This window comes from Novosphingobium anseongense, from assembly GCF_037482895.1.
Lineage (GTDB): Bacteria > Pseudomonadota > Alphaproteobacteria > Sphingomonadales > Sphingomonadaceae > Novosphingobium > Novosphingobium anseongense.
Genome location: NZ_JBBHJZ010000002.1, coordinates 163,008 through 186,112, shown reverse-complemented (window position 1 = coordinate 186,112; position 23,105 = coordinate 163,008). Strand labels below are relative to the sequence as shown.

Below are 23,105 nucleotides of genomic sequence, written 5' to 3'. Positions count from 1 at the left end.
GGCTCAGCGGCAGGCGCGGTTGCCGGCGCCTGCCACGGCGACGAAGACGATGCCCTTGCCGGGCACCGTCAGGCTGCCTGCGGCGGGCACGGCGTCGAGGCCGGCAAGGCTGCCGTTGGCCGAGAGGCTTGGCGCCTGGCCGTTGACCAACAGCGCCTTGCTATCGATCGCGGGCGCGGTCAGCACCCAGGCCTGCGCGCGGGGGCCGACGGCGATCTGCTGGGGGGTATCGCCCACGTTCACCGCCGCCAGGCCGACGCCGCCCTTCTTTCCGGGCAGGCAGTGGGCATAGACGCGGAACTCGGGGCTGGGCGTGACGGGCGGCGCCAGCACGGTCGTGCCCATGGTCCGCTTCCATAGCACCGCTGCCCAGTAGTTGGGACGCGGCGAGAAGTCCTTCTCGTCGAGCAGCGCATAGTCGGAGGCGGCGAGCGTGTTGTGCATGAACACGCGCACGCCCTGGCGGGCCGAGCGGCCCAGCGTGTCGACGAAGCGGAAGCTGTCGGCGAACGTCGCCGCCCAGGGGTTGCCGCCGCAGGCGCCTTCGGCGCTCTCAGTGTTCCAGATCGGCTTGCCGGGGGCGAGGCGGTCGCGGTCATGCGTGACCAGGGCGATTGCCGCGTCCACTGAATCGAGCAGGGCCGGGCTCGCCGCCTTGGCTAGCGCCGAGCCCATCATCGCGCCGCCGCACCGCAGCGAGATGGCGGAGTAGAAATGAAAGGAGAACACGTCGGGCTTGGGCGAATCGAGTGCCAGCAGCTGTTCGTTTTCCCATACGGTCTGCGACTTGCGCATGATGCTGCGCGCGGGTTCGGCGAGTTCGGCCGTGCCCGGTGCCACGATCAGCGTTTGCGGCGAGGCCTTGCGGATCCAGCCGACGAAGCGAGCATAGTCGCGGCGATAGTCTTCGGGCGTATAGCCTTTCGGCGGCTGGGTCAGCTGGATCACGCTGGGCTCGTTGACGAACTCGGCCGCGGCAATCGTGCCGCCGATCTGCCGGGTATAGGCCAGCCAGCGCGCCGCCGTGTCGGTCTGCCATACGCCAGCCGCGTCACGCGTGCCCAGGCTCGAGGCGAAGGAGGTGACGATCTTCGCGTCCGAGGCCTTGGCGAAGCTCACCGCGCTGCGCCACTGCTGGCGGGTCAGCACGGTGTCGAAGCCCGCGGGCGCCTTGGCCGGGGCCGCTTCGGCATCGGTGAACCAAGTCGCGTTGGCCCAAGTGCCGCTGTAGCGGACATAGGCCGGCGCGAGCGCCGCGGCGAGATGGCGCAGCTTGGCCGAATCGAGATCGATCGGTCCGCGATAGGCCTTCGGGCCGCCGGCCGGCGGGGCGCTGTAGGGCTTCCAGAAGTTGCCGCCGGTAACCTCGGCCATCTCGATGTTGTACGACAGGAACCGCGGGTCGACCGTACCCGTCGCCGGTAGCGAGGACAGGCCGGAGCTCCGCTGGCCGGCGCCGAGCGCGGGGGCCGTGATGCCGGCGGCCAGGAAGGCCACCAGCGCGATGCCGGTACGTCGCGTCATGTCCTGTTTCCTCTCACCAGTTCCACATCGTCCCGTCCTCGAGCCGGGCGACCGGCAGGTAGGCGGGCTTGTAGGGATATTTCGCGGCCAGCTTCTCATCGATGTCGACGCCGTGGCCCGGGGTTTCGCCGCAGAACAGCTCGCCCTTTTCGAAGGTATAGTCGTGCGGGAAGACCGCGTCGGTCTCTTCGGTGTGGCGCATGTATTCCTGCACGCCGAAATTCGGCACCCAGGTATCGAAGTGCAGCGCCGTGCCCATCGTGACAGGTGAGAGATCGGTGGCACCGTGGCAGCCCGTGCGGATCTGGTAGAGGCTGGCGAGATCGGCGATGCGCTTGAGATGCGTGACGCCGCCGGCGCCGACGATCGTGCAGCGGATATAGTCGATGAGCTGGTTCTGGATCAGGTCCTTGGCATCCCAGATCGTGTTGAAGATCTCGCCTACGGCCAGCGGCGTCACCGTGTGCTGGCGGATCAGCTTGAAGGCTTCCTGGTTTTCGGCCGGGGTGACGTCCTCAAGCCAGAACAACTGATAGGGCTCGAGCATCTTGCCGAGGTTCGCGGCTTCCTGCGGGGTGTAGCGGTGATGGCCGTCGTGGAGCAGGTGGTGGTCGAAGCCGTAAGTTTCACGCAGCTTTTCGAACAGCTTGGGCACCGTGTTCAGCGCCTTGCGCGTGTCCCATCCGGTGACCGAGGGCAGCGCCGCGTCGGCGGGCTCATAGAACAGCTTGCCGCGGCCCACGCCATAGGCGTCCTTGATGCCGGGCACGCCGGTCTGCGCACGGATCGCCTTGTAGCCCATGTCGATGTATTGGCCGACCGCGTCGACCGTCTCGGCGATATCGCTGCCGTTGGCGTGGCCATAGACCATCACGCCGTCGCGGCTGCGCCCACCGAGAAGCTGGTAGAGCGGCATGTTCGCCATCTTGGCCTTGATGTCCCACAGCGCGACGTCGACCGCGGCGATCGCGCGCATCGTCACCGGCCCGCGCCGCCAATAGGCGCCGCGATAGAGATATTGCCACACGTCCTCGATTCGCCGCGGGTCCATGCCGATCAGGCAGGGCGCGACGTGATCCTGCAGATAGGACACGACCGACAGTTCGCGCCCGTTCAGCGTAGCGTCGCCGATTCCGTAGACGCCCTGATCGGTTTCGATCTTCAAGGTCACGAAATTGCGTCCCGGGCAGGTGACGATGACCCTGGCTGCCGTGATCTTCATATCCTAGGAGAACTCCGCTTCGCTGATGTGCCGAGCAGCGGGCTCGGGCTTGACGCCTTCGTGGCTGACTGTCATGCCCATATTGGTCAGGCCAATGGAAAGCAAGATGCAGGATTTCGCTTCACGTTCGAACGACCGCTTGTACCAGGACCTCGCGCGCAAGCTGATCGCCGAGCTGGCGTCGGGCGCCTATCCCGTCGGCAGCCGGCTTCCGGCCGAGCGCGAGCTGGCGCAGCAGCACAATGTCAGCCGCCCGACCGTGCGCGAGGCCATCATCGCGCTCGAAGTGCAGGGGCTGGTCGAAGTCCGCATCGGTTCGGGCGCCTATGTCATGCGCCTGCCGGGCAAGGGCGATATCGCCGGGTTCAACATCACGGCTTTCGAACTGACCGAAGCGCGCCTGCTGTTCGAGGGCGAGGCGGCCGCGCTCGCCGCCACGCAGATCAGCGACGAAGAGATCGCCGAGATCGAGCAGCTGGTCCGCGAGATCGCGCGCGAGAATCAGGACCCTGGCGGTACGGACAAGGCCGACCGCGCGTTCCACCTCGCCATTGCCAGGGCGACGCGCAATCATGCGGTGCTCGAGACGATCGAGCGGCTCTGGGAACTGCGCTACACCTCGCCCGAAGCCGCGCTGCTGCACGAGAAGGCGCGCACGGCCAACGTCAAACCCGTGATCGAGGAGCATTCGGCCGTGCTCGAGGCGTTGCGCGCGCGCGATCCGGCGATAGCCCGCGCGGCGATGCGGACGCATCTCGCCGCCGTGCTCGACAGCCTGCTCTTCGCGACCGAAGAAAAGGCGGTAGAGGAGGCGCGCCGCGCTGTGGCCGCCAAGCGCGCGCGTTATACCCAGGCGACGCGCTGAATCGCGATGTCTCGTCCGCTTACGCTGCATCCCGACCGGCTGCTGCCCGCCGATCCGGCCACCCGCGCCGTCGCGCGTGAGCTTTATACCGCCGTTGCCGGCCTGCCGATCGTCAGCCCGCATGGTCATACCGATCCTTCGTGGTTCGCGCGCAACGAGACCTTCGGCAACGCCGCCGATCTGCTGCTGCGGCCTGACCACTACGTCTTCCGTATGCTCCATTCGCAGGGCGTCGCGCTCGAAGCGCTGGGCATCGGCAAGGCTGGCCGCGCCGATCCTCGCGAAGCCTGGCGCCTCTTCGCCGAGCGCTATCATCTGTTCCGCGGCACGCCCTCGTCGTTCTGGCTCGACTGGGTTTTTGCGGAAGCCTTCGGCATCGCGGTGCGGCTCGAGGCCGAAACTTCGGACCTCTATTTCGACACGATCACCGCGGCGCTGGCCACCGAGGCTTTCCGGCCGCGTGCGCTGTTCGACCGATTCAACATCGAAGTGATCGCCACGACCGAGAGCCCGCTCGACACGCTCGAACATCATGCTGCCGTGCACGCCGAGAACCAGCGTCCCGGGGGTTGGCAGGGCAAGGTCGTCACCGCCTATCGTCCCGATCCCGTAATCGATCCCGAGTTTGAGGGCTTCAGGGACAATCTGGTGCGCCTCTCGGAGCTGACCGGCGAGGACGCGCTGTCGTGGCAGGGCTATCTCGCCGCCCACCGCCAACGCCGAGCCTTCTTCGCGGGCATGGGCGCGACCTCGACCGATCACGGCCATCCGACCGCGCAGACCGCGGACCTGGCCCCGGCTGCGGCCGAAGCCCTGTTCCGCAAGGTGTCTGCGGACGAATTCACCGCGGCCGAGGCCGAGTTGTTCCGCGCGCAGATGCTGACCGAGATGGCGGCGATGAGCGTCGAGGACGGGCTGGTCATGCAGATCCACCCGGGATCCTTCCGCAACCACAATGCCGATGTCTTCGCGCGTTTCGGCCGCGACAAGGGCGCGGATATCCCGATGCGCACCGAATATGTCCACGCGCTCAAGCCGCTGCTCGACCGCTTCGGCAATGCGCCGGGCCTGTCGATCATCCTCTTCACGCTCGACGAGAGCACTTACGCGCGCGAACTGGCGCCGCTCGCGGGGCACTATCCGTGCCTCAAGCTCGGCCCGGCCTGGTGGTTCCACGACAGCCCCGAGGGCATGCGCCGCTTCCGCCGCGCGACCACCGAGACCGCGGGCTTCTACAACACCGTCGGCTTCAACGACGATACGCGCGCCTTCCTCTCGATTCCCGCGCGGCATGACCTTGCGCGCCGGATCGACTGCGGCTTCCTGGCCGAACTCGTGCTCGAACATCGCCTCGAGGACTGGGAGGCGGCCGAACTCGCACAGGACCTCGCCTACAATCTCGCCAAGCAGGCCTATCGGCTGTGACTCGCCTGTCCGAAATGACGCTGGACCGGCTCACGCCGGAGGTGACGCGCTTCGGCTATGACCGTGCGGCGCAGGCGACGGGCATCGTCCATTTCGGCATCGGCGCGTTCCACCGCGCGCACCAGGCCTGGTACACCGACCGGGCGATGGAGGGCGGCGCCGACACCAAGCATGGGCGCGACTGGGCGATCGCCGGCGTCTCGCTGCGCTCGGCTGGGGTGGCCGAGCAGATGAACCCGCAGGACGGGCTCTACAGCGTGACCGAATGCTCCGCCGCGGTGCCGCGGGTGCGCGTGGTTGGCGCTGTCCGTCAGGTGCTGGTCGCGCCGCAGGATCCCGAAGCGGTGGTCGCCCTGCTCGCCGCGCCGGCGACGAAGATCGCCAGCTTCACGATCACCGAGAAGGGCTATGGTCGCGCCGCTGACGGCAGGCTCGATCCCACGCTCGCGGGCGAGGGATCGATCTACCGTTACCTCGCCGAAGGCCTTGCGCGGCGCAGGGCCACGGGCCTGCCGGGGCTCTCCCTGCTGTCTTGCGACAACCTCGCCGACAACGGCGGCCAGCTCGGTCGGCTGCTCGGCGAACATGCCGCGCGCACCGACGCCGATCTCGCCCGCTGGATCGCCGACGAATGCACGTTCCCCGGCACGATGGTCGATCGCATCGTCCCCGCTACCACTGCGGACGACGTTGCCGCGGCGGAGAGGCTGCTCGGCCTGTCCGACGCGGCCGCGGTCGTCACTGAGCCGTTCAGCCAGTGGGTGATTGAGGATCGATTCGCCCAGGGCCGCCCGGCCTGGGACAAGGTCGGCGCCCAACTTGTCGCCGATGTCGCGCCTTACGAGACCGCAAAGCTCAGGATGCTCAACGGCGCGCATTCGGCCTTGGCCTATCTCGGTCTGGGTCGCGGGCACGTCTTCGTTCACCAGGCCGTAGCCGATCCGGCGATCCGCCCACTGCTCGAGCGGCTGATGCGGCAGGAAGCCGCAGCGAGCCTGACACCGGCACCGGGTCAGGATCTCGAAGCCTATGCCACCGAACTGCTGGCGCGCTTCGCCAACCCCTCGCTCGAACACCGCCTAGCGCAGATCGCGATGGACGGCAGCCAGAAGGTCCCGCAGCGCTGGCTGGAGACGCTGGCGCATCATCAGCATCGCGGGGTCGAATGTCCCGCGATCCTTATAGCGCTCGCCGGCTGGCTGCGGCATATCCGCGGCGACAACGGCGCGGTCGAGGATCCGCTTGCAGAGAAACTGCTGGCCTGCGCGCAGGCCGTGGCACCGACGGACCTGCTCGACGCGCTGTTCGGCGCCGAGGCGCTCGTCGCAGCGGTATGGACGCCGACGGAACGGGATCGGAGTTTCGTAGCGGCGCTGCTCTAGCGCGCGGGGCAGCGAAGATCGCGACCACGTAAAATTACCAATCTCGAACGATCTCCTCGCGCGACAGATTGACACTCCCAAAATTCTAAGCAAGCTTATCAATTGCTAAACTAGGTAAGTAGTTGGGAGACTATAGATGCGTAAATTCCTCGTGGCCGCAACCGCGGCGCTGTTCGTCGTGGGCGCTCCGGTCGCGGTTCTTGCCCAGGCACCGGCCGCCGCGCCGGCCCTGACGACGGGCAAGATGATCTACACCAGCGCGGGCCAGCGCCTCGCGCCGGTCTATCGCGTGAATGCCGCAGGCGATGCGCAGATCATCCTCAACGGCAAGCTCGTGACGATCCCTGCTTCGACCCTGTCCGAAGCCGAGGGCAAGCTGACCACGTCGCTGTCGCGCAAGGAAGTCAGCCAGGCTCGGTGATCGTGTTTCGCGGTGGTGCCGAAAGGTTCGGCACCACCGCTCCCGCGCACTTATCGTCCGCCTGGGAGGCGAACGGCTTGCGCGGGGCCCCGAACGGGCCGCAACCGACGCCAGCCGATGACCACGCCCGAGACCGAGACGATCAGTCCGGCCGCCGACAACAGCCACATCAGCAGATCGCGTAGCAGCCGGTGTTCCAGCAGGAACGGCAGGTCGAAGCTATGCAGCGCCGCGAACAGCCAGCGATAGGAGCGGCTGCCCGATCCTGCTCGCCCCAGCAACCGGCCCGTGGCCGGATCGATGTGCAACCAGGTCTGGTTCGCATCGTCGAACACGAGCCGCAGCACGGGCAGCGACCGCGCATCGCGACGCGGATCACCGGTGGCGTACCAGTAGCGATCGTAGTGTTCGAGGCGTTCGGTCCGCATGAGTTTGCCGTCCGTCACCGCAGACCGCGCGATCGTTTCGATCCGCGCCTTTGCGAGCGAGATGGGCTCGGCGGTTGCACCGTCGAGCAGCCGCTTGTGCTCGGGATCGCGCCAGGCGACGATGACCGGTATACCGCCGAGATGGGTGAACTCGAGCTCGCGCGCATCGCGTGCCGTACCGGCGAGGCCGCGCAGGTCGGTGGTGGCAAAGCCCGGCTTCGCGCCGACATAGCGCTCGGCGATACCCTTGTCCTCGTCGCGGAAGCCGCCCCAGGGGCTCATCGACAACCAGCCGCTGAACACCCAGGTCACCACGAAGACACCGCCGACCAGGCCGACGACATGGTGCCATTTCATCCAGCTGCGATAGGGGCTGACCGATCCCGACTTGTAGCGCTTGCTGATCCGGACCCGCAGTAACCCGATCCAGATCCCCGCGATCGCGCCGAGCATGCCCACGCCCGAGGTCCAGAGCACGGTCTGGCGCCAGGGCTCCTGATAGACGCGCAGCGCCTCGAAGTAGATCCAGTGCGGGACCGCGCCGAGCCAGTTCCAGAAGCGCTCGTGCGCCGTGGTGTTCTGCACGATCTCGCCGGTCTGCTGCATGACGTAGACGTCGGTTGCCGCAGGATCGGCCAGGCGAATGCGCCAGAACGGCGCGATCTTCTTGTAGGCGCGCGTGACGACCCACTGGTCCTGACGAACCGCGACGATCGAGGCGACCGGTGCCTGGACGAAAGCCGCAGCGATCGCGCCGGCCTGCGGCGCGTCGACCGCACGGATTTCCTGCCCGGTCTCGGCCGAGATCGCGCGGCGCCCGTCCGCGGTGGCGACACGATAGACGGGAACGTCGCCCGACATGCCCAGCCGCATCTCTTTCGGGAACGCACTCTCGCGCAAGGTCGTGAGTACGGCATCGGGCGTGACCCTGACCCGCGCCCAGTCGATCGGTACGGCCCCCGCGATCCGCTCGGGCGCGCGGAACGACGGGAACGGGACATACATCATGACGACGCCCGAAACGAACCACACTGCGAAGAACACGCACAGGACGATGCCCGTCCAGCGGTGGAAGAAATAGAGGAAGCGCTTGGTGGCGCGCCATAGCGCTCTGGTTGAAGGGGTATGGGAACGCGCCCGCGGCGCGCTCCCATCGGTGATCGCGATGCCGTCAGAAGGCGACATGGATCGTCGCCTCCACCGTGCGCGGATCGCCGAGCACCCATTGCGAGGCGCCATAGGTCGAGCGCACATAGGTCTCGTCGAACAGGTTGCGCACGCGCAGGCTGGCGCTCGCCGCTTCGACGAACTGCCAGCGAAGGCCGATATCGGTCAGCGTATAGGCCGGGATCACGCGTGTATTCGCGGCATCCTGATAACGCTTGTCGACATAGGACACGCCGCCGTCGATCACCCAGCCTTCGAGGACTTCCCAGCTGACGAAGGCATTGGCGGTCTTCGCCGCGACATTGGTCGGACGATTGCCCGCGCGCTGGAACAGCACGCCGCCGACGGATTCGGAAAAGTCGTCATAGCGCGCGCGCAGCACGGCGCCGTTGAGCGAGATGCTGACGCCCTCGATCGGTTCGAGCGAGAACGACGCCTCGATGCCCTTCGATGATTGCTGCCCGACCTGGACCTGGATCGTCGGGATCAGCGGGTCGGAGGTCAGCAGCTTCTTCTTGACGATGTCGTAGGCGGCCAGAGTCCACTGGCCGCGCCCGCCCCAGAACACGTGCTTGATGCCCAGCTCGTACTGGCGGCCCGTCGAAAGGTCGAAGCTGCTCTGTGCGAGGCTGGTCGAAACCAGCGCGCCGACCGGATCGGCGGCCGTGGCATATTGACCATAGAGCGAGAGCGTCGGGATCGGCTGATAGACCGCACCGACGCGCCAGGTCACCGCATCGGGAGTGCCCGTGAAGTTGTTCGTCGCCGTGACATAGTCGGTCTTGGTAATCTCCGGCCGGTCGTAGCGCAGCCCGCCGACGAGCGAGAATTCGTCGCTGAGCTTCAGCCGGTCCTCGGCGAAGACCGAAAACTGGCGGATCACGTTGGTATAGCGCGGCCTGGTGGTCGCGGTCGGCTGATCGATGAACAGGCCGGGCACCGGGTTCACCACGCTGATCAGTCGCGTGGCGTTGTTGCCCGAATTGCTGACGTTCTTGTAGCTGATGTGGTTGACGTCGAAGCCCACGACGACCTGGTTCTCGACCGTGCCGAAGCTCTGCTTGAGATTGGCGGTGGTCCGGTTCCCGGTCTGCTTCTGGATATGGTAGAGTTCGAGGAAGCTCGACTGGCGGATCTGCGCCGGGCTCGTCGCCGTCGCCGCGACCCAGGTCACGTTCTCGGCGTTCTGCCAGTATTTGTTGGCCCAGAGGTGATAGAAGGTGCTGCGGATCGTCAGCGCTTCGGACGGTGTCCACTCGATCTTGCCCTGGCTCCAGTTGTCGCGGAAGCGCAGCACGGCATCGGTTACGTTGTAGTTGTTTTTGCGGATCGACGTGTCGAGCGCGCCGTTGACCAGCGGCACACCGAACCAGGTGCGCGGCTTCTGCGTGCTGAAGTCGTGCGACAGCGTGATGCTGAGATCGCTCGCGGGCTTGAACCGGATCGCGCCCGACAGCGCGAGTGCGCTGTTCTCGCCGCGCGCCATCCAGCCGTCGGAACGGCGATAGCTGGCGTCGACGCGGAAGCCGACGCTATCGTTGATCGGCCCGCCGGCACCGGCCGCCACGTTGAACGTGTCGAACGAGGCGGCACCGGCGCGGCCGGCCACTTCGAGCGTGTCGCCAGGCTGCCGCCGCACGACGTTGACCGCGCCGCCGATCGCGCCTTCGCCATAGAGCACCGAGGCCGGCCCGCGCAGGATCTCGACGCTTTGGGCCATCCATGGATCGGCCGGGAAGGTCAGCGTGTTGTTGTACATGCGCATGCCGTCGTAGAGCGTCATCACCGAGTTCTGGCCGGTGAAGCCGCGCGACGAGAGGCCGAAGCCGAACACGCCCGAGGTGTTGACGATGCCCGTCGCGCGGGCCGCGGCATCCTGGATGGTCAGGTCGCCGCGCAGGCGGATCGCATTGCCGTCGAGCGTCTCGACGCTGGCCGGCGTTTCGAGCGGCGTGAGATTGAGGCGGCTGGCGCCTTCGGTCTTAACGTTGAGGCGAAGCTGGTCGACCGTGCCGACGACGACGATCGTTTCGCCTTCGGCGGCAGTGGCATCGGCTTCGCCGGCATGGGCCAGCGCAGGCGCGCAGAGAGAGAAGGCCGCGAAAGCAGCCGGTGCAAAAGTCTTCATGATACTCCCCCGTCGGCGTCTCACGACACTGGGCAGGGGCTTGCCGTTCATGAACGGTCGGCAGCGTGCACCGGCCGGACGCCCGGGGGCAACCGGCACACGAAACCGATGCAGCCCCAGCCGCTCGTTCGTCGCTCAGACGGAGTACACCGTGCCGCGGCCATCCCCTGGACCAAGGCAAGAGCGACCAGACGCCGGCAGGTCTCCTGGCTCGCGGGTCATAGCTTGATGCACGACCTTCCCAGGCCTCGCATGATTTAGCGTCCGGCCCAGTGGTTGGCGGCTCGGGATCCTACCCGTCCGCACATGTGCATCGCGCTCGCCGCTTACAGTTGCAGGGACAGCCTCGGATTCGGAAACGCAGGATCGCTCCGGCCTTCCTCACCGCGTTCCCGTTTTAAGCCTCTTGCGAGGCACCGGCGCGATCATGCGTCCGCAATCTTTGGGATCGCGAACGGCGCGGCTGATACAATGGAGATGGGCAAATCACAAGCGCCCGACGAGCGCACTGACGATGTCGCTGCGGAAAGCCGAATCTGCGGATATATGGTGCACCCGACAGGATTCGAACCTGTGGCCTCTGCCTTCGGAGGGCAGCGCTCTATCCAGCTGAGCTACGGGTGCGGGCCGCGTGCGACTAGCAGAGGGCGGCGCACATTGCCAAGCGCAATGTCGTCTATTCCGATCAGGCTGTCGCGGGATCGGCGAGTGGGGCGTCGTGGGGCGCGTCCTCGGCATCGAGATCGGGGTAGGGGCCCAGCATCAGGAACAGCAGCATCGTGCCCAGACAGGCGGGAATCTGAGCCCAGAGTACGATGTCGTAGCTCTTGGTCACGTCGTAGATGTGGTTGGCCAGCACCGGGGCGATGCCGTTGCCGAACAGCATCAGCCCGTTCATCGTACCGAACAGCGCGCCGAAGGCACGGAGCCCGAAATGCCGTGCCGCGAGATAGGCGCAGCAGTCGACCTCGGTGCCGACCGCGAGGCCGAGGATCAGGCAGGCGATCGCGGCGACGCCGGGGCCGGGGAAGGCGAGCAGCAGCAGCACGGTGACCACCGGCATGGCGACGCTCGCGGCGGCGACCTTGGCGGCGTCGAACCGGTCGAGCAGAAAGCCGCCGACGATCCGCCCGGTGATCGAGCCCAGGCCGAGCAATCCGGCGATGCCCGCGGCGCCGGCGGGGGTCAGATCGCGGGCGATCAGCACGGGGACGAGGTTGGTGGTCAGCGCGCAGATCGTCACCGAGAACAGCAAGGTCGCGCCGGCGAGCTTGAGGAACCGCGGCTGGGTGAAGCCTTCGCGCGCCGAGACGCCCTGAACCTGGCGCGGGGTTTCGGCTGCGGCGCCGGCCTTGCCGCCCTCGGCGGGCATGCGGAACAGCAGCCAGGTCACGGGGAAGGTGAGCGCCGCGCCGATCACGCCGAGGCCGACATAGGCCTGGCGCCAACCATAGTGTTCGACCAGCCAATTGGTCAGTGTCGGCACGAAAGCGGCGGCCACGCCCGTGCCGCACAGCGCGATGGCGAGCGCGATTCCGCGGTTCCGGTCGAAATAGCCGTTGATCGCCTTGGTCCAGACCGTCGGCAGGATCAGCATGTTGCCCGCGCCGAGCAGGATCCACAGCAGCCACCAAGATTCGATGCTGGTCGCCTGCGACAGCGAGGCCAGGCCGAAGGCGAAGACGAGAATGCCTGCGAGCGCGATGCGGCGCGGACCGACCTTGTCGATCGCGAGGCCGACCAGCGGCGCCGCGACCAGCGCGATCGTCGAGATGATCATCAGCCCCATCGAGGTCTGTGCGCGCGACCAGCCCATCTCGCGTTCGAGCACCGGGATCATCACCCCCAGCGAATAGCCGTGGGTCGAGCAGAGCATGATGCCGATCATGCAGGGCGGCAGGATCCGCCAGTTCTGCCGCAGCTCACCGAAGCCCGGCCGCCCGCCGTCGATCGCCATCACTCTCTCCAATTCGTATTTTCGCGGCCAATTGACCGTGCTTTGGCAGCGCGCGCAAGAGCAAGGCAGGGGCTTTTAGCGATTTGGCAAGCAAGAATGGCTAGGTCGAACAGCCATGGACGCGACTCCGATCAACTTCGATTCGGCCACGCCGCTCGGTTCGCTTGCGCTGCCGCTGCCTGGCGACCTTCCTGACGTTGCCGTCCGGAAATGGATAGCGCTGCACGACGCGGCGGCGATCGTGGCGGCCCTCGCCGGACTGGCGCCGGAAGCGCCGACCGCAGCGCTGACCGGTTTTGCCGCGGCCATCGGCCAGGCGCCGCACTGGCGCCGCGAACTCGCGGTTCAGGGCATCGAGGATCTTGCCGCCATCATGGAGCCCGGGCTCTCGGCCCTCATCGCGGTCCAGGCTGCGCGCGGCGATGCGGTCGCACCCGCGCATGCGCTGTGGCTCGAATTCGTCGCGGCCCGCGACGCGCTGCTGACGCTCTCGCTTCCGTACGACTGACTCGCCGGGCAAATCCCGGCCCTTCCCAAGTTCGCCATATGTTCCTATGAACGGGCATGGCCGAATCCGATTCCCCGCTCGCCCTTTCGCTCGACCGCATTGCTGCTGAGGCCAACCCGGTAGGTAGCGAGGAACGCCGTGCCATGGCCGTCGCGCGGGGGATCTGCCGCCTTTTCGCGCGCAACGACACCTGGTGCCTCGCCGAGATGCCGCTGCGCTGCGGTCGCCGCGCCGACCTTATGGGCATAGACGCCAAGGGCCGGATCATCATCGTCGAGATCAAGGTCAGCCGCGCCGACCTGCTCGGCGACGGCAAGTGGCCCGACTATCTCGACTATTGCGATCGCTACTACTGGGGCCTGCCGCCCGAACTCGATCGTGGACCGCTCGACACGCCCTCGTTCCTGCCCGAGCGCTGCGGCGTGATCGTCGCCGACGGCTACGACGCCGAGATCCTGCGCCCCGCCGCGCTCGTGCCGCTGGCCGCTGCGCGCCGCAAGGTCGAGACCGAGCGGCTCGCGCGCGCCTCGCTGCGGCGGCTCGTCACCGGCGCCGATCCGCACACGGTTCAATGGGGCGTCGAGGGCTAGGCGTCCATGTCGCGCCCGGCCTCGGGATTGCCGATGCCGGTGTCGGTGCCCTTGGCGACGTGGTCGGCGACCCAGGCGCCGCGTTCGCCGAGCGGCCGTTCGGGGCCACGCGTCGTGTCGCGCGCGGTCTGGTGCTCGAGCTCCGAATTGAGCTCGGCGCCGAAGATCAGGATATAGCTCGACAGGTAGAGGTAGGTCAGCAGGATCACCACGGCGGCGAGCGAGCCGTAGGTCGCGTTGTAGTTGCCGAACTTGCCGACGTAGAGTCCGAAGCCCAGGGTCAACAGCACGAAGGCCACCGCAAACAGCGCCGATCCCGGGGTCAGCCAGGTCCAGCGCGCGCGGTGGCGCGAGGGGCCGAAGCGGTAGAGCGTCGCCGCCACGGCTGCGGCCAGCATCGCCAGGAACAGGTGTGCCGCGACCTTCGAGAGGACGACCGACAGCGATGCGGGAATGAAGGCCTCGACATAGGCGAACACCGCGATCGACAGCATCGCGACGACGGCGCCGACCACCGCGCAGGCGGTGATCGCCAGGGCCAGCAGGTTAACCCTGATGAAGCCGCGCTTCTCCTGCTCCTCATAGGCGATGTTGAGCGCGGTCACGATCGCGGCAGCGCCGTTGCGCGCGCCGTAGAGCGCGATGGCCAGGGCGATCGCCACGCCGAGGCCCTTCTTGCCTTCGGACGTGTGCACCACTTCGAGCAATTGCGCCGCCACCACCTTGGCGACCTCCGCCGGGATCACCGTCATCATCGCGGTCATGTCGTCGAGCACGGTGCTGGGATCGGCGAGCAGACCGTAGGTCAGCACGATTGCGCCGAGTAGCGGCACCAGCGCGAGGAAGCCGTAGAACGAGACGCCGGCGGCGATCAGCCCGACGTTGTCGGCATCGGCCTCCTTCCAGGTACGCACGAGCACGTCTTTCCAGGCGGACAGCGGCATCTGCCACGGCGAAGTGGCATCGCGGCCGTGGGCCCGGGGTTTCGCGATGCTGGTCAAGTTGCGCGCTCCTATGTCAGGATTTCACAACGGGAGGGGGTGGGTCAGGGTTCCGCAAGTTCCTGCTGTCGTGCGACATTCCGGCCGCTAAGGTGGGGTGGGGAGACCAGCCATGCCGTCACGCCGCGACCTGATCCGCATGACGCCCGAGGAGGTACGCAGCTACCTGTCGGGTCAGCGCCGGATCGTGCTCGTCACCATCGGGCCCGATGGCATGCCGCATCCGCTCCCGATGAACTACGGGCTCGACGATGAGGGGCGGGTGCTGATCACCAGCTTCCGCAAGAGCCAGAAGGTCAAGAACCTCGAACGCGATCCGCGCGCAACCCTGCTGGTCGAAAGCGGCGAGGCCTATGCCGAACTCAAGGCGGTCGTGCTCCATTGCGATGTCGAGCTGGTCACCGATCCCGATGCCATTGCGAACCTGATGCGCAATCTACGCGCCGATGCGGCGATGGCGGAAAGCCTCAGCGCGGGCATGAGCGCGCAGGTCCGCGCCTCGCTGGCCAAGCGCGTGGTCCTGCGCTGCACGCCGTTCCGTACCGTGAGCTGGGACCACGCCAAGCTCGACGGGTTCTACTGAGCTTCGCGTTGCCGGTCCGCGAGCCGGCGCAGCAGTGCCCGCTTTTCGGGCACCGCGAGCATGGCCCAGTCGGCGATCTCGTCGAGCGTGCGCAGGCAGCCCGCGCACCAGCCCGTCGCCTGGTCGATACGGCAGACGCCGGTGCAGGGGGAGCGGGGCTGGCCAGCATGCATCGCCGCAACCCCTAGCACCACAAACCTCGCCAGTGGTGAACTACTCCGCGTAATTTTCTTGCGTTTTGCTGCAACGCAAACTAAATGGGCGGTCAGCAACCGGCGCGCGAGCCTTTTCTCGCCGCAATCCGGCGCAGCGTGAGGTCCGCGTTTCCACGCAGGACCGCCCGGCTTAGCGGTTGTACGTATTGCTAGACGCTTCCTTCGTCACGCAGGGTCGCAAGTGAACGAACCCTTGCTTCGCGCCGCGGCCATAGCCCGGCGCGCACGCGCAATTTGAAAGATTTTCATGTCCTATTTTACCGACCTTGGTCTGGCCGAGCCCATTCTCCGTGCGCTTGGCACCAAGGGCTATTCCGATCCCACGCCGATCCAGCAGCAGGCGATTCCCGCGCTGCTCGAGGGTCGCGACATCCTCGGCATCGCCCAGACCGGTACCGGCAAGACCGCAGCCTTCTCGCTGCCGTCGCTCCACCGCCTGGCCGCCAATCCGCAGCCGCGCAAGAACGCCTCGTGCCGCATGCTCGTGCTCTCGCCGACGCGTGAGCTCGCCGCCCAGATCGCCGAGAACATGCGCGGCTATGCCAAGTATCTCGACCTGACGATCCAGTGCGTGTTCGGCGGCGTGCCGATCGGCAAGCAGTCGCGCGCGCTCGTCGGCGGTGTCGACGTGCTTGTCGCCACGCCGGGCCGCCTGCTCGACCTGATCGACCAGCGCGCGCTGACCCTGCGCAACGTCGAGATCTTCGTGCTCGACGAAGCCGACCAGATGATGGACCTCGGCTTCATCGTGCCGCTCAAGCGCGTCGCCAACATGCTCCCCAAGGAGCGTCAGAGCCTGTTCTTCTCGGCGACGATGCCCAAGGCGATCGCCGATCTGGGCAAGCAGTTCATCAACAACCCGGTCCGCGTCGAAGTCGCGCCGCAGTCGACCACGGCCGAGCGCGTCGAGCAGTATGCGATCCACATCAATCAGGCCGAAAAGCAGGCGCTGCTGACGATCTCGCTGCGCAAGGGCCTGGCCTCGCAGGAAATCGACCGCGCGCTGGTGTTCACCCGCACCAAGCACGGTGCCGATCGCGTCGTGCGCCACCTCCACGCTGCCGGCGTCACCGCCGCGGCGATCCACGGCAACAAGAGCCAGGCGCAGCGCACCGCCGCGCTCGGCGCCTTCCGCAAGGGTGACTGCCCGGTCCTGGTCGCAACCGACATCGCCGCGCGCGGCATCGACGTCACCGGCGTCAGCCACGTGTTCAACTTCGAACTGCCCAACGTCGCCGAACAGTACGTCCACCGCATCGGTCGTACCGCGCGCGCCGGCGCCGACGGCGTTTCGATCAGCTTCGTCGCGCCCGACGAAAAGCCCTACCTGCGCGACATCGAGCGCCTGACGCGCGTCACGCTGGCCTCGCTGCCGCTGCCCGAGAGCTTCCTCGCCGAGGCTGCCAAGCTGCCCGCGCCTTCGCGCAAGCCCGAAGAGCAGGCCCGCGACGCCCGCCGCGACGAGCGCGATGCGCGCGGTCGTGGTGGTGCCGGTCAGGGCCGTGGCCGCGGTGGCCAGGGACGCAACAACAACGTCAGCCGTGGCGGCCAGGCGCGCGACGGCCAGTCGCGCGACCAGCACGCCCGCAACGAGCGCCAGGCGCGCCCCGAGCGTGGTCCGGTGTTCAACCCGCTGGGCAACGATGCCCGTGGCAGCGTCGACAGCCGTCAGCCGCGCCCCGAGGGCGAACGCCGTCCGGCGCGTCCCGAGGGTGATCGCCGTCCCGCGCGTCCCGAGGGCGAGCGTCGTCCCGCACGGCCTGAGGGCGAGGGCGGCCAGCGCAACTTCCGCCGTCGTGGTGGCGGTGGTGGCCGCGCTGCCGGCTAACACTATGATCGCGGCGAGGGGCAGGGCATAAGCGCGTCATGATCGACGCCGGTCCAGCGCCCCTCGCCGCGATGCTCTATTCCGCACTCGCCATGACGGCGATCGTCGCGGTGCGCTATCTGGCGACGAGCGGGCTCTTCGCATGGCTTAGCCAGCGGCTGCGGCCCGGCATCTACGCTGGGCTCGGCCCGCAGATGCGGCGCGAGGTGGCCTGGTCGCTGGCCTCTGCGGCGATCTACGGCCTGCCCGCCGGCGTCGTCGCCTGGGGCTGGCAGGCGCGGGGCTGGACGCGGATCTACACCGATCCCGGCGCGTGGCCGCTGTGGTGGCTGCCCGCCTCTTTCCTCGTCTACCTGCTGCTCCACGACACTTGGTTCTACTGGACCCATCGCTGGATGCACCGGCCCGGGCCGTTCCGCCTGGCGCACGCGGTCCACCACGCCAGTCGCCCGCCGACGGCCTGGGCGGCGATGAGCTTCCATCCGATCGAGGCGCTGACCGGTGCTATCGTGATCCCCGCGCTGGTTTTCCTCGTGCCGATCCATGTCGGCGTGCTGGGCCTGGTGCTGCTGACGATGACCGTGATGGGCGTCACCAACCACATGGGTTGGGAGATGTTTCCGCGCCGGCTCGTCCATTCGCGCCTCGGCCATTGGCTGATCACCGCCACGCACCACCAGCGCCACCACGACGAATACCGCTGCAACTATGGTCTCTACTTCCGCCACTGGGACCATTGGTGCGGCACCGACAAAGGCCTGGCAGCGGACTGAAATTCATAAGGACGAGGGTTGCGGCTGGGGGGTGCGCCGCCTAACCGCGATGGGTGGCCGATTTCGAACCGCCTGTTCCAGCGACCTTGCGCGACCGGCTGATGCAGCCCGGGGGCACGCTGGCGCCATTCCGCTCGCAGTCGTTTCGCATGATCTGGTTCGCCAACCTCTCGTCGGCCTTGGGCTCGACGATCCAGTCGGTCGGCGCGGCGTGGCTGATGACCACGCTCACCAAGTCGCACATTCTCATCGCGACGGTGCAGGTCTCGACAACGATCCCGATCATGCTGCTCGGCATCTTCGCCGGCGCGATCGCCGACAATTTCGAGCGGCGGCGCGTCATGCTCGCAGCGCAGGTCGGTATGTTCGTCGCGGCCGTGCTGCTGGCCGTTCTGACCTGGGCGGGACTGATGACGCCGGCCTTGCTGCTGGCGCTGACCCTCGCGGTCGGCACGGGCACCGCGCTCAATTCGCCGGCCTGGCAGGCCTCGGTGCGCCAGCAGGTGGGCACGCGCGATCTGCCGCAGGCGATCTCGCTCAACACCATCGCTTTCAACCTCGCACGCAGCGTCGGACCCGCGCTCGGCGGCGTGCTGATCTCGCTGTGGAACAGCTCGGCGGCCTTCCTCGCCAATGCGATCTGCGTGATGGTCATGATCCAGGTCCTGCTACGCTGGCGGCCCGCGGGCGCCGTGCCCGAACGCAAGCCGATGCTGCCGGCGATCGCGATAGGTCTGCGCTTCTGCGCCCATTCGCGACCGATCCGCCGCATCCTGCTGCGCGGCCTGGTCATCGGCTTCGGCAGCGCCGGCTACCAGGCGCTCGTGCCCGCCGTGGTGCGCGATCGACTGCATGGCAGCGAGATCGATTTCGGCCTGATGCTCGGCCTGTTCGGCATCGGTTCGATCCTGGCGGCGCTGGTCATCGGCAAGGCGCGCCAGCGCTGGGGGACAGAGAGCGTGCTGACGATCGCCACCGTGGCCTTCATCGCCGCACAGTCTTTGCTCGGCGCGGCGCATTCGCTGACCGAGGCGCTGCCCGCCACCTTCCTCGCGGGCGCGGCCTGGGTCGCCTCGCTGACGACGATCAACGTCGCCATGCAGATGCGCTCACCCGAGGAGATCATCGGGCGCTGCCTGTCGATCTACCAGGCGATCACCTTCGGCGGCATGGCGCTGGGCTCGTGGGTCTGGGGTGCGCTCGCCGACATCGAGGACCTGCCCTTCGCGCTCCACGCCGCCTCTGCCTTCCTGCTCGTGACGCTGGTGCTGATGCGCCTGTTCGCGCCGATGCCCAAGCCCCACGAGGGACGGATCGGTTAGAGTTTCTGGCGGGCGTGGGCCGGTGCCGCTTCCGAGCAAAATAGCGCAAAAGTTCCGGCGCGACTTAACCGGTAATTTACCATGTTGCGCCACTACTCGACCCACTGGGGCAGTAGGGAAAGCCAGATGGATACTTTGCGCGGTCGTTTGGATGGCGGGCAGCCGTACGGCGACGGTTACGATTCTGGCGATGACGACACCGGTCGCGATCTGCCGCCGGCCATCATCGGTCAGGACGAGCGCCGCATGCAGGTGCGCGCCTATAATTTCTGGGCGGGCATGCTCGACGACCGCACCTTCCCCTCGGTCGACCAGCTCGATCCGGACAATCTTCCCGACTTCGGTCCTTTCAGCGTGCTGCTCGATTTCACCGACGGCATCGAGAATCCCGGCATCCGCTTCCTGGGCACCAAGCTCGCCGAAGAATGCGGGGCAGAGGGCCCGATCGCGCATCTGGCCGATGTTCCGCGTCGCTCGCTGCTGTCGCGAATCACCGACCACTACATGCAGATTCTGGCCAATCAGGCGCCGATCGGTTTCGAGGCGGAGTTCGTCAACCAGCGCGGCGCGACGATTCTCTATCGCGGCATTCTGCTGCCCTTCGCCGAGAGCGAAGAGACGATCGATTACATCTATGGCGTGATCAACTGGAAGGAACTCGCCGACCAGAAGACCACCGACGAGCTCCTGCTCGAAATCGATCAGGCGCTCGACACCGTGCCCGAGATCGCACTGTCGGCCTCGCCGTTGACCGCTTGGGCCGACGGGCCGGCTGACGATACGGGCGTGCTCGATCTCGTCACTCCGCTCGATCCCACCGATCCGCTCGTCGACTGGCCCGAACCGAGCTTCGGCAGCCTGCCTTATGCCGCGGTCGAAGACGTACCGCTGCCGGGTCTGACCGCAGCCGAGCCCGACGCGGACGAGATGGAACTGGCCGATTGGCTGGCCTCGGCGCGCGAACTCGCCGAGCGTGCTCGCGTCAGCGAGGACCGGTCGCACCAGGCGCTCTACGCGGCGATCGGCCGCGCCTACGATTTCGCGCTCGCCGCCGCGGCAGAGCCCGAACAGCTTCAGGACATGCTCGAGGACGCCGGTCTCAAGGCGCAGGAGCGTGCGCCGTTGACGCCGGTGGTCAAGCTCGTCTTCGGCGCCGACTACGACAAGACGCGCCTTGCCGAATACGCTTCGGCGCTCGGCTATGCGCAGCGTCTCGACCTCGCACGTGGCACGCTCGCCGCGCATCTCGCCGCAGCTCCCGGTGGGCTCAAAGGCGTGGTCGCCGGCGAACGCCGCCTGCGCCGCGAAGAGGCCGGCAAGCTTGTCACCCCGCGTGAGACACCGCGTAAGGCGCTCCAGCGCCAGCTGCGCAAGCTCGCGCACCAGCCGCTCGCCGAAGTCTCGGCCGAAGGCAGCGAATTCACCCTGCTCGTCGCGCGCCGCCTCGACAGCGGCGAAGTGGTCCTGCTGGGCGAAGTCGGCGACGACGTATCGCTGCTCGAACGCGCTGCGAAGCAGCTGGTCGTCTAAGCCTCCAGACCCTCTTATCCCAAGGCGACAGCGTTCATCTTGTTGCCGTCGGGATCGCGCCAATAGGCGCAATACATGCCGTTGGCGCGCGGTCCCGGCGCCCCTTCGTCGGTGCCGCCATGGGCGAGCGCGGCCGCATGGACGCGATCGACCATTGCCTGGTTCTCGGCCCCCAGCGTCGCCATCACGCCATTGCCCCAGGTCGCCGGCTCGCCATTGAACGGCAGAGTCGCCGCGAAGCCGATGCCCGTGCCGGGCTTCGACCAGTAGATCGCCGTATCGGTGGCATGGCTGCGCGCGGCACCGAGCGCTTCGGCGATCGCGTCGTAGAACGTTCCGGCCTTGGCGAGATCGCGCGTGCCGAAGCAGATGTGAATGATCATGAGCCCCTCCTAGAGCGGCCGACACTGTTCCTCGAGCCAGCCTTTGGCTTCACCATCGACCAGCGGCCCGACGACTTCAAGCACGCGTGCGTGATAGGCGTTCCACCAGGCCACTTCATCGCCCGAGAGGAGATTGCGGTCGACCAGCGCGCGTTCGATCGGCACCAGGGTCAAGGTCTCGAAGCCGAGGAACTCGCCTTCGGCCCCCGCGATCTCGCGTTCCTCGACGAGGATCAGGTTCTCGATGCGGATGCCGTATTCGCCGGTCTTGTAGTAGCCGGGTTCGTCCGAGAGGATCATGCCGGCCAGCAGCTCCTGCTCGGTGCCGGCCTGGCCGCCCGCGCCTTTGGCGATGCGCTGCGGACCTTCGTGGACCGAGAGGAACGAGCCGACGCCGTGGCCCGTGCCGTGCTGGTAGTCGAGCCCGACCTGCCAGAGGAATTGGCGTGCCAGACTGTCGAGCTGGCTGCCGCGCGTGCCCTTGGGGAAGACCGCGCGGGCGAGCGCGATCATGCCCTTGAGCACGCGGGTGAAGCGGTCCTTGACCTCGGCCGGTGCCTCTCCCGGTCCGACCCAGACGGTGCGCGTGATGTCGGTCGTGCCGTCGGGGTACTGACCGCCCGAATCGACGAGGAAGACGCTGCCCGGTTCGAGCGGGCGATTGGTTTCCGGGCTGACGCGATAGTGGACGATCGCGCCGTTGGGGCCGGCGCCCGAGATCGTGTCGAACGACAGGTCGCGCAGGTCGCCGGTGTCGCGGCGGAACTGGTGGAGGCGTTCGGCCGCGGTGATCTCGTCGACCCCACCCCTGGGGCCCTCGACGGAAAGCCAGTGGAGGAAGCGTGTCTCGGCCGCACCGTCGCGTGCCTGGGCGGCGCGGTGGCCGGACTGTTCGGCCGCGTTCTTGCGCGCCTTGGGCAGCACCGTCGGGTCGCGGTGCTCGACGATCTCGGCCCCGGCGGCTTCGAGCGCGCCGAAGATCGCCTGCACGGCATTGTCGGGATCGACCGATACGCGCTGGCCCGCAAGTTGTGCCAGAGCCGGCAGGAAGCCCGATCGTGGTGCCAGACGCACCGCGTTGCCGAGATGCTGGCGCAGCTCGGGAGTGACCTTGGCCTCTTCGATGAACAGGTCGGCGGTGCCGTTGGCGCGCGCGATCACGTAGGACAGCGTCACCGGCGTGCGCTCGACGTCGCTCCCGCGCACGTTGAGCAGCCAGGCGATCGAATCGAGCGCCGAGATAACCGCCGCGTCGAGGCCGTTCTCGGCCAGCCATTCGGAAACCTGGGCGCGCTTGGCCTCGCTCGCCTGGCCGGCGTAACGCTCCTCGTGGACGAGTGCGGGCGCGCTCGAGGGAGCGGGGCGGTCCTGCCAGATCGCATCGATCGGGTTGGTCTCGACGGGAACCAGCTCGGCGCCCTTCTCGGTCAGGGCCCGGCTTGCGGCCTGGACCCAGCCCTTGCCGTGCAGCCAGGGATCGTAGGCGATCTTCGCGCCGGCGGGCACGTGCTCGCCGAGCCACTTGGCGATGCTGGTCGCAGGTACGTTCTCGTAAGCATAGAAGCGGCCGTCGACCTGGTCGCGCACCTGCAGGGTATAGCGTCCGTCGACGAACATCGCCGCCGCCGGCGTCAGCGCGGCGTCGGTCAGGACCACGGCCGTGCCGGCCGAACCGCCGAAGCCGGTCAGCCAGGCGAGCCGCTGGGCATAGCCGCCGACATATTCGCTCATGTGCTCGTCGGAGATCGGCACGACGAAGCCGTCGAGTCCGCGCACCTTGAGCTCGCGGCGCAGCGCGTCGAGGCGCTGTTCATGGGTATTCATCAGCATGGGGAAGATGTCCGGCTTGATAG

The 23,105-nt window shown here is 67.4% G+C and carries 20 protein-coding genes, 1 tRNA gene and 1 riboswitch; of the genes, 11 read left to right on the top strand and 10 right to left on the bottom strand.

Translation table 11 applies throughout. The annotated features are described in order from the left end of the window. Positions 1–3: 3 nt before the first annotated feature. A complete protein-coding gene (locus WG901_RS09570; RefSeq protein ID WP_339586840.1) occupies positions 4–1,524 on the bottom strand; it encodes a hypothetical protein in 1,521 nt (506 codons plus the stop codon). Between the two features lie 13 nt (positions 1,525–1,537). Further along, positions 1,538–2,746 (bottom strand): D-mannonate dehydratase ManD, encoded by a 1,209-nt coding sequence (manD, locus tag WG901_RS09565; RefSeq protein WP_339586839.1) that lies wholly within the window; start codon positions 2,744–2,746, stop codon positions 1,538–1,540. A 106-nt stretch (positions 2,747–2,852) separates the two neighbouring features. Here manD and WG901_RS09560 point away from each other — a divergent pair, with 106 nt between their 5' ends. The 4 genes from WG901_RS09560 (at position 2,853) to WG901_RS09545 (ending at position 6,839) form a co-directional block, all read left to right on the top strand. Beyond that, positions 2,853–3,611, top strand: a complete 759-nt coding sequence (locus WG901_RS09560) for a FadR/GntR family transcriptional regulator (RefSeq protein WP_339586838.1) — start codon at positions 2,853–2,855, stop codon at positions 3,609–3,611. Positions 3,612–3,617: 6 nt separating this feature from the next. Next, positions 3,618–5,036 carry a glucuronate isomerase gene (uxaC, locus tag WG901_RS09555; protein WP_339586837.1) on the top strand — a complete coding sequence of 473 codons (1,419 nt, stop codon included), beginning with the start codon at positions 3,618–3,620 and terminating at the stop codon, positions 5,034–5,036. A 14-nt stretch (positions 5,037–5,050) separates the two neighbouring features. Then, positions 5,051–6,418, top strand: coding sequence for a mannitol dehydrogenase family protein (locus tag WG901_RS09550; RefSeq protein WP_339586836.1), 1,368 nt, complete (start codon positions 5,051–5,053; stop codon positions 6,416–6,418). Positions 6,419–6,554: 136 nt separating this feature from the next. Then, positions 6,555–6,839 carry a hypothetical protein gene (locus tag WG901_RS09545; RefSeq protein ID WP_339586835.1) on the top strand — a complete coding sequence of 95 codons (285 nt, stop codon included), beginning with the start codon at positions 6,555–6,557 and terminating at the stop codon, positions 6,837–6,839. Positions 6,840–6,889: 50 nt separating this feature from the next. On the opposite strand, the gene WG901_RS09540 is transcribed toward WG901_RS09545, so the two are convergent. The 4 genes from WG901_RS09540 to WG901_RS09525 form a co-directional block, all read right to left on the bottom strand. Beyond that, a complete protein-coding gene (locus WG901_RS09540; protein ID WP_339586834.1) occupies positions 6,890–8,452 on the bottom strand; it encodes a PepSY domain-containing protein in 1,563 nt (520 codons plus the stop codon). Beyond that, positions 8,439–10,562, bottom strand: coding sequence for a TonB-dependent receptor (locus tag WG901_RS09535; RefSeq protein WP_339586833.1), 2,124 nt, complete (start codon positions 10,560–10,562; stop codon positions 8,439–8,441). Before WG901_RS09535 ends, WG901_RS09540 begins: the two co-directional genes overlap by 14 nt. A gap of 179 nt (positions 10,563–10,741) precedes the next feature. Continuing rightward, a riboswitch (cobalamin riboswitch) is annotated at positions 10,742–10,998 on the bottom strand. Positions 10,999–11,109: 111 nt separating this feature from the next. After that, positions 11,110–11,186, bottom strand: a tRNA-Arg gene (locus WG901_RS09530). Between the two features lie 61 nt (positions 11,187–11,247). Then, the gene (locus tag WG901_RS09525; RefSeq protein WP_339586832.1) at positions 11,248–12,519 is read right to left on the bottom strand and encodes an MFS transporter; all 1,272 of its coding nucleotides are present in this window, start codon (positions 12,517–12,519) and stop codon (positions 11,248–11,250) included. 115 nt (positions 12,520–12,634) lie between these two features. Between WG901_RS09525 and WG901_RS09520 the strand changes: the two genes are divergently transcribed. Together WG901_RS09520 and WG901_RS09515 are read left to right on the top strand one after the other, a co-directional pair. Continuing rightward, positions 12,635–13,027, top strand: a complete 393-nt coding sequence (locus tag WG901_RS09520) for a hypothetical protein (protein WP_339586831.1) — start codon at positions 12,635–12,637, stop codon at positions 13,025–13,027. 56 nt (positions 13,028–13,083) lie between these two features. Continuing rightward, a complete protein-coding gene (locus WG901_RS09515; RefSeq protein ID WP_339586830.1) occupies positions 13,084–13,617 on the top strand; it encodes an MmcB family DNA repair protein in 534 nt (177 codons plus the stop codon). Here the strand turns inward: WG901_RS09515 and WG901_RS09510 are convergent. Then, positions 13,614–14,618 (bottom strand): YihY/virulence factor BrkB family protein, encoded by a 1,005-nt coding sequence (locus WG901_RS09510; protein ID WP_339586829.1) that lies wholly within the window; start codon positions 14,616–14,618, stop codon positions 13,614–13,616. The two genes, WG901_RS09515 and WG901_RS09510, sit on opposite strands and share 4 nt — an antisense overlap. 112 nt (positions 14,619–14,730) lie before the next feature. Here WG901_RS09510 and WG901_RS09505 point away from each other — a divergent pair, with 112 nt between their 5' ends. Then, a complete protein-coding gene (locus WG901_RS09505; protein WP_339586828.1) occupies positions 14,731–15,201 on the top strand; it encodes a pyridoxamine 5'-phosphate oxidase family protein in 471 nt (156 codons plus the stop codon). Here WG901_RS09505 and WG901_RS09500 read toward each other — a convergent pair. Further along, entirely contained in the window at positions 15,195–15,374 is a 180-nt protein-coding gene (locus WG901_RS09500; RefSeq protein WP_339586827.1) for a DUF1289 domain-containing protein, read from the bottom strand. The genes WG901_RS09505 and WG901_RS09500 overlap by 7 nt on opposite strands. 289 nt (positions 15,375–15,663) lie before the next feature. Between WG901_RS09500 and WG901_RS09495 the strand changes: the two genes are divergently transcribed. The 4 genes from WG901_RS09495 (at position 15,664) to WG901_RS09480 (ending at position 20,869) form a co-directional block, all read left to right on the top strand. Continuing rightward, positions 15,664–17,244, top strand: coding sequence for a DEAD/DEAH box helicase (locus tag WG901_RS09495; RefSeq protein WP_339586826.1), 1,581 nt, complete (start codon positions 15,664–15,666; stop codon positions 17,242–17,244). A gap of 38 nt (positions 17,245–17,282) precedes the next feature. Then, a complete protein-coding gene (locus tag WG901_RS09490) occupies positions 17,283–18,017 on the top strand; it encodes a sterol desaturase family protein (protein ID WP_339586825.1) in 735 nt (244 codons plus the stop codon). 53 nt (positions 18,018–18,070) lie between these two features. Next, positions 18,071–19,339 carry an MFS transporter gene (locus tag WG901_RS09485; RefSeq protein ID WP_339586824.1) on the top strand — a complete coding sequence of 423 codons (1,269 nt, stop codon included), beginning with the start codon at positions 18,071–18,073 and terminating at the stop codon, positions 19,337–19,339. A gap of 126 nt (positions 19,340–19,465) precedes the next feature. Then, positions 19,466–20,869: a PAS domain-containing protein gene (locus tag WG901_RS09480; protein WP_339586823.1), complete on the top strand. Its 1,404-nt coding sequence runs from the start codon at positions 19,466–19,468 to the stop codon at positions 20,867–20,869. A gap of 14 nt (positions 20,870–20,883) precedes the next feature. Here WG901_RS09480 and WG901_RS09475 read toward each other — a convergent pair whose 3' ends face one another. Next, positions 20,884–21,252, bottom strand: coding sequence for a VOC family protein (locus WG901_RS09475; protein ID WP_339586822.1), 369 nt, complete (start codon positions 21,250–21,252; stop codon positions 20,884–20,886). A 9-nt stretch (positions 21,253–21,261) separates the two neighbouring features. Then, positions 21,262–23,076: an aminopeptidase P family protein gene (locus WG901_RS09470; protein ID WP_339587695.1), complete on the bottom strand. Its 1,815-nt coding sequence runs from the start codon at positions 23,074–23,076 to the stop codon at positions 21,262–21,264. Positions 23,077–23,105: the final 29 nt, after the last annotated feature.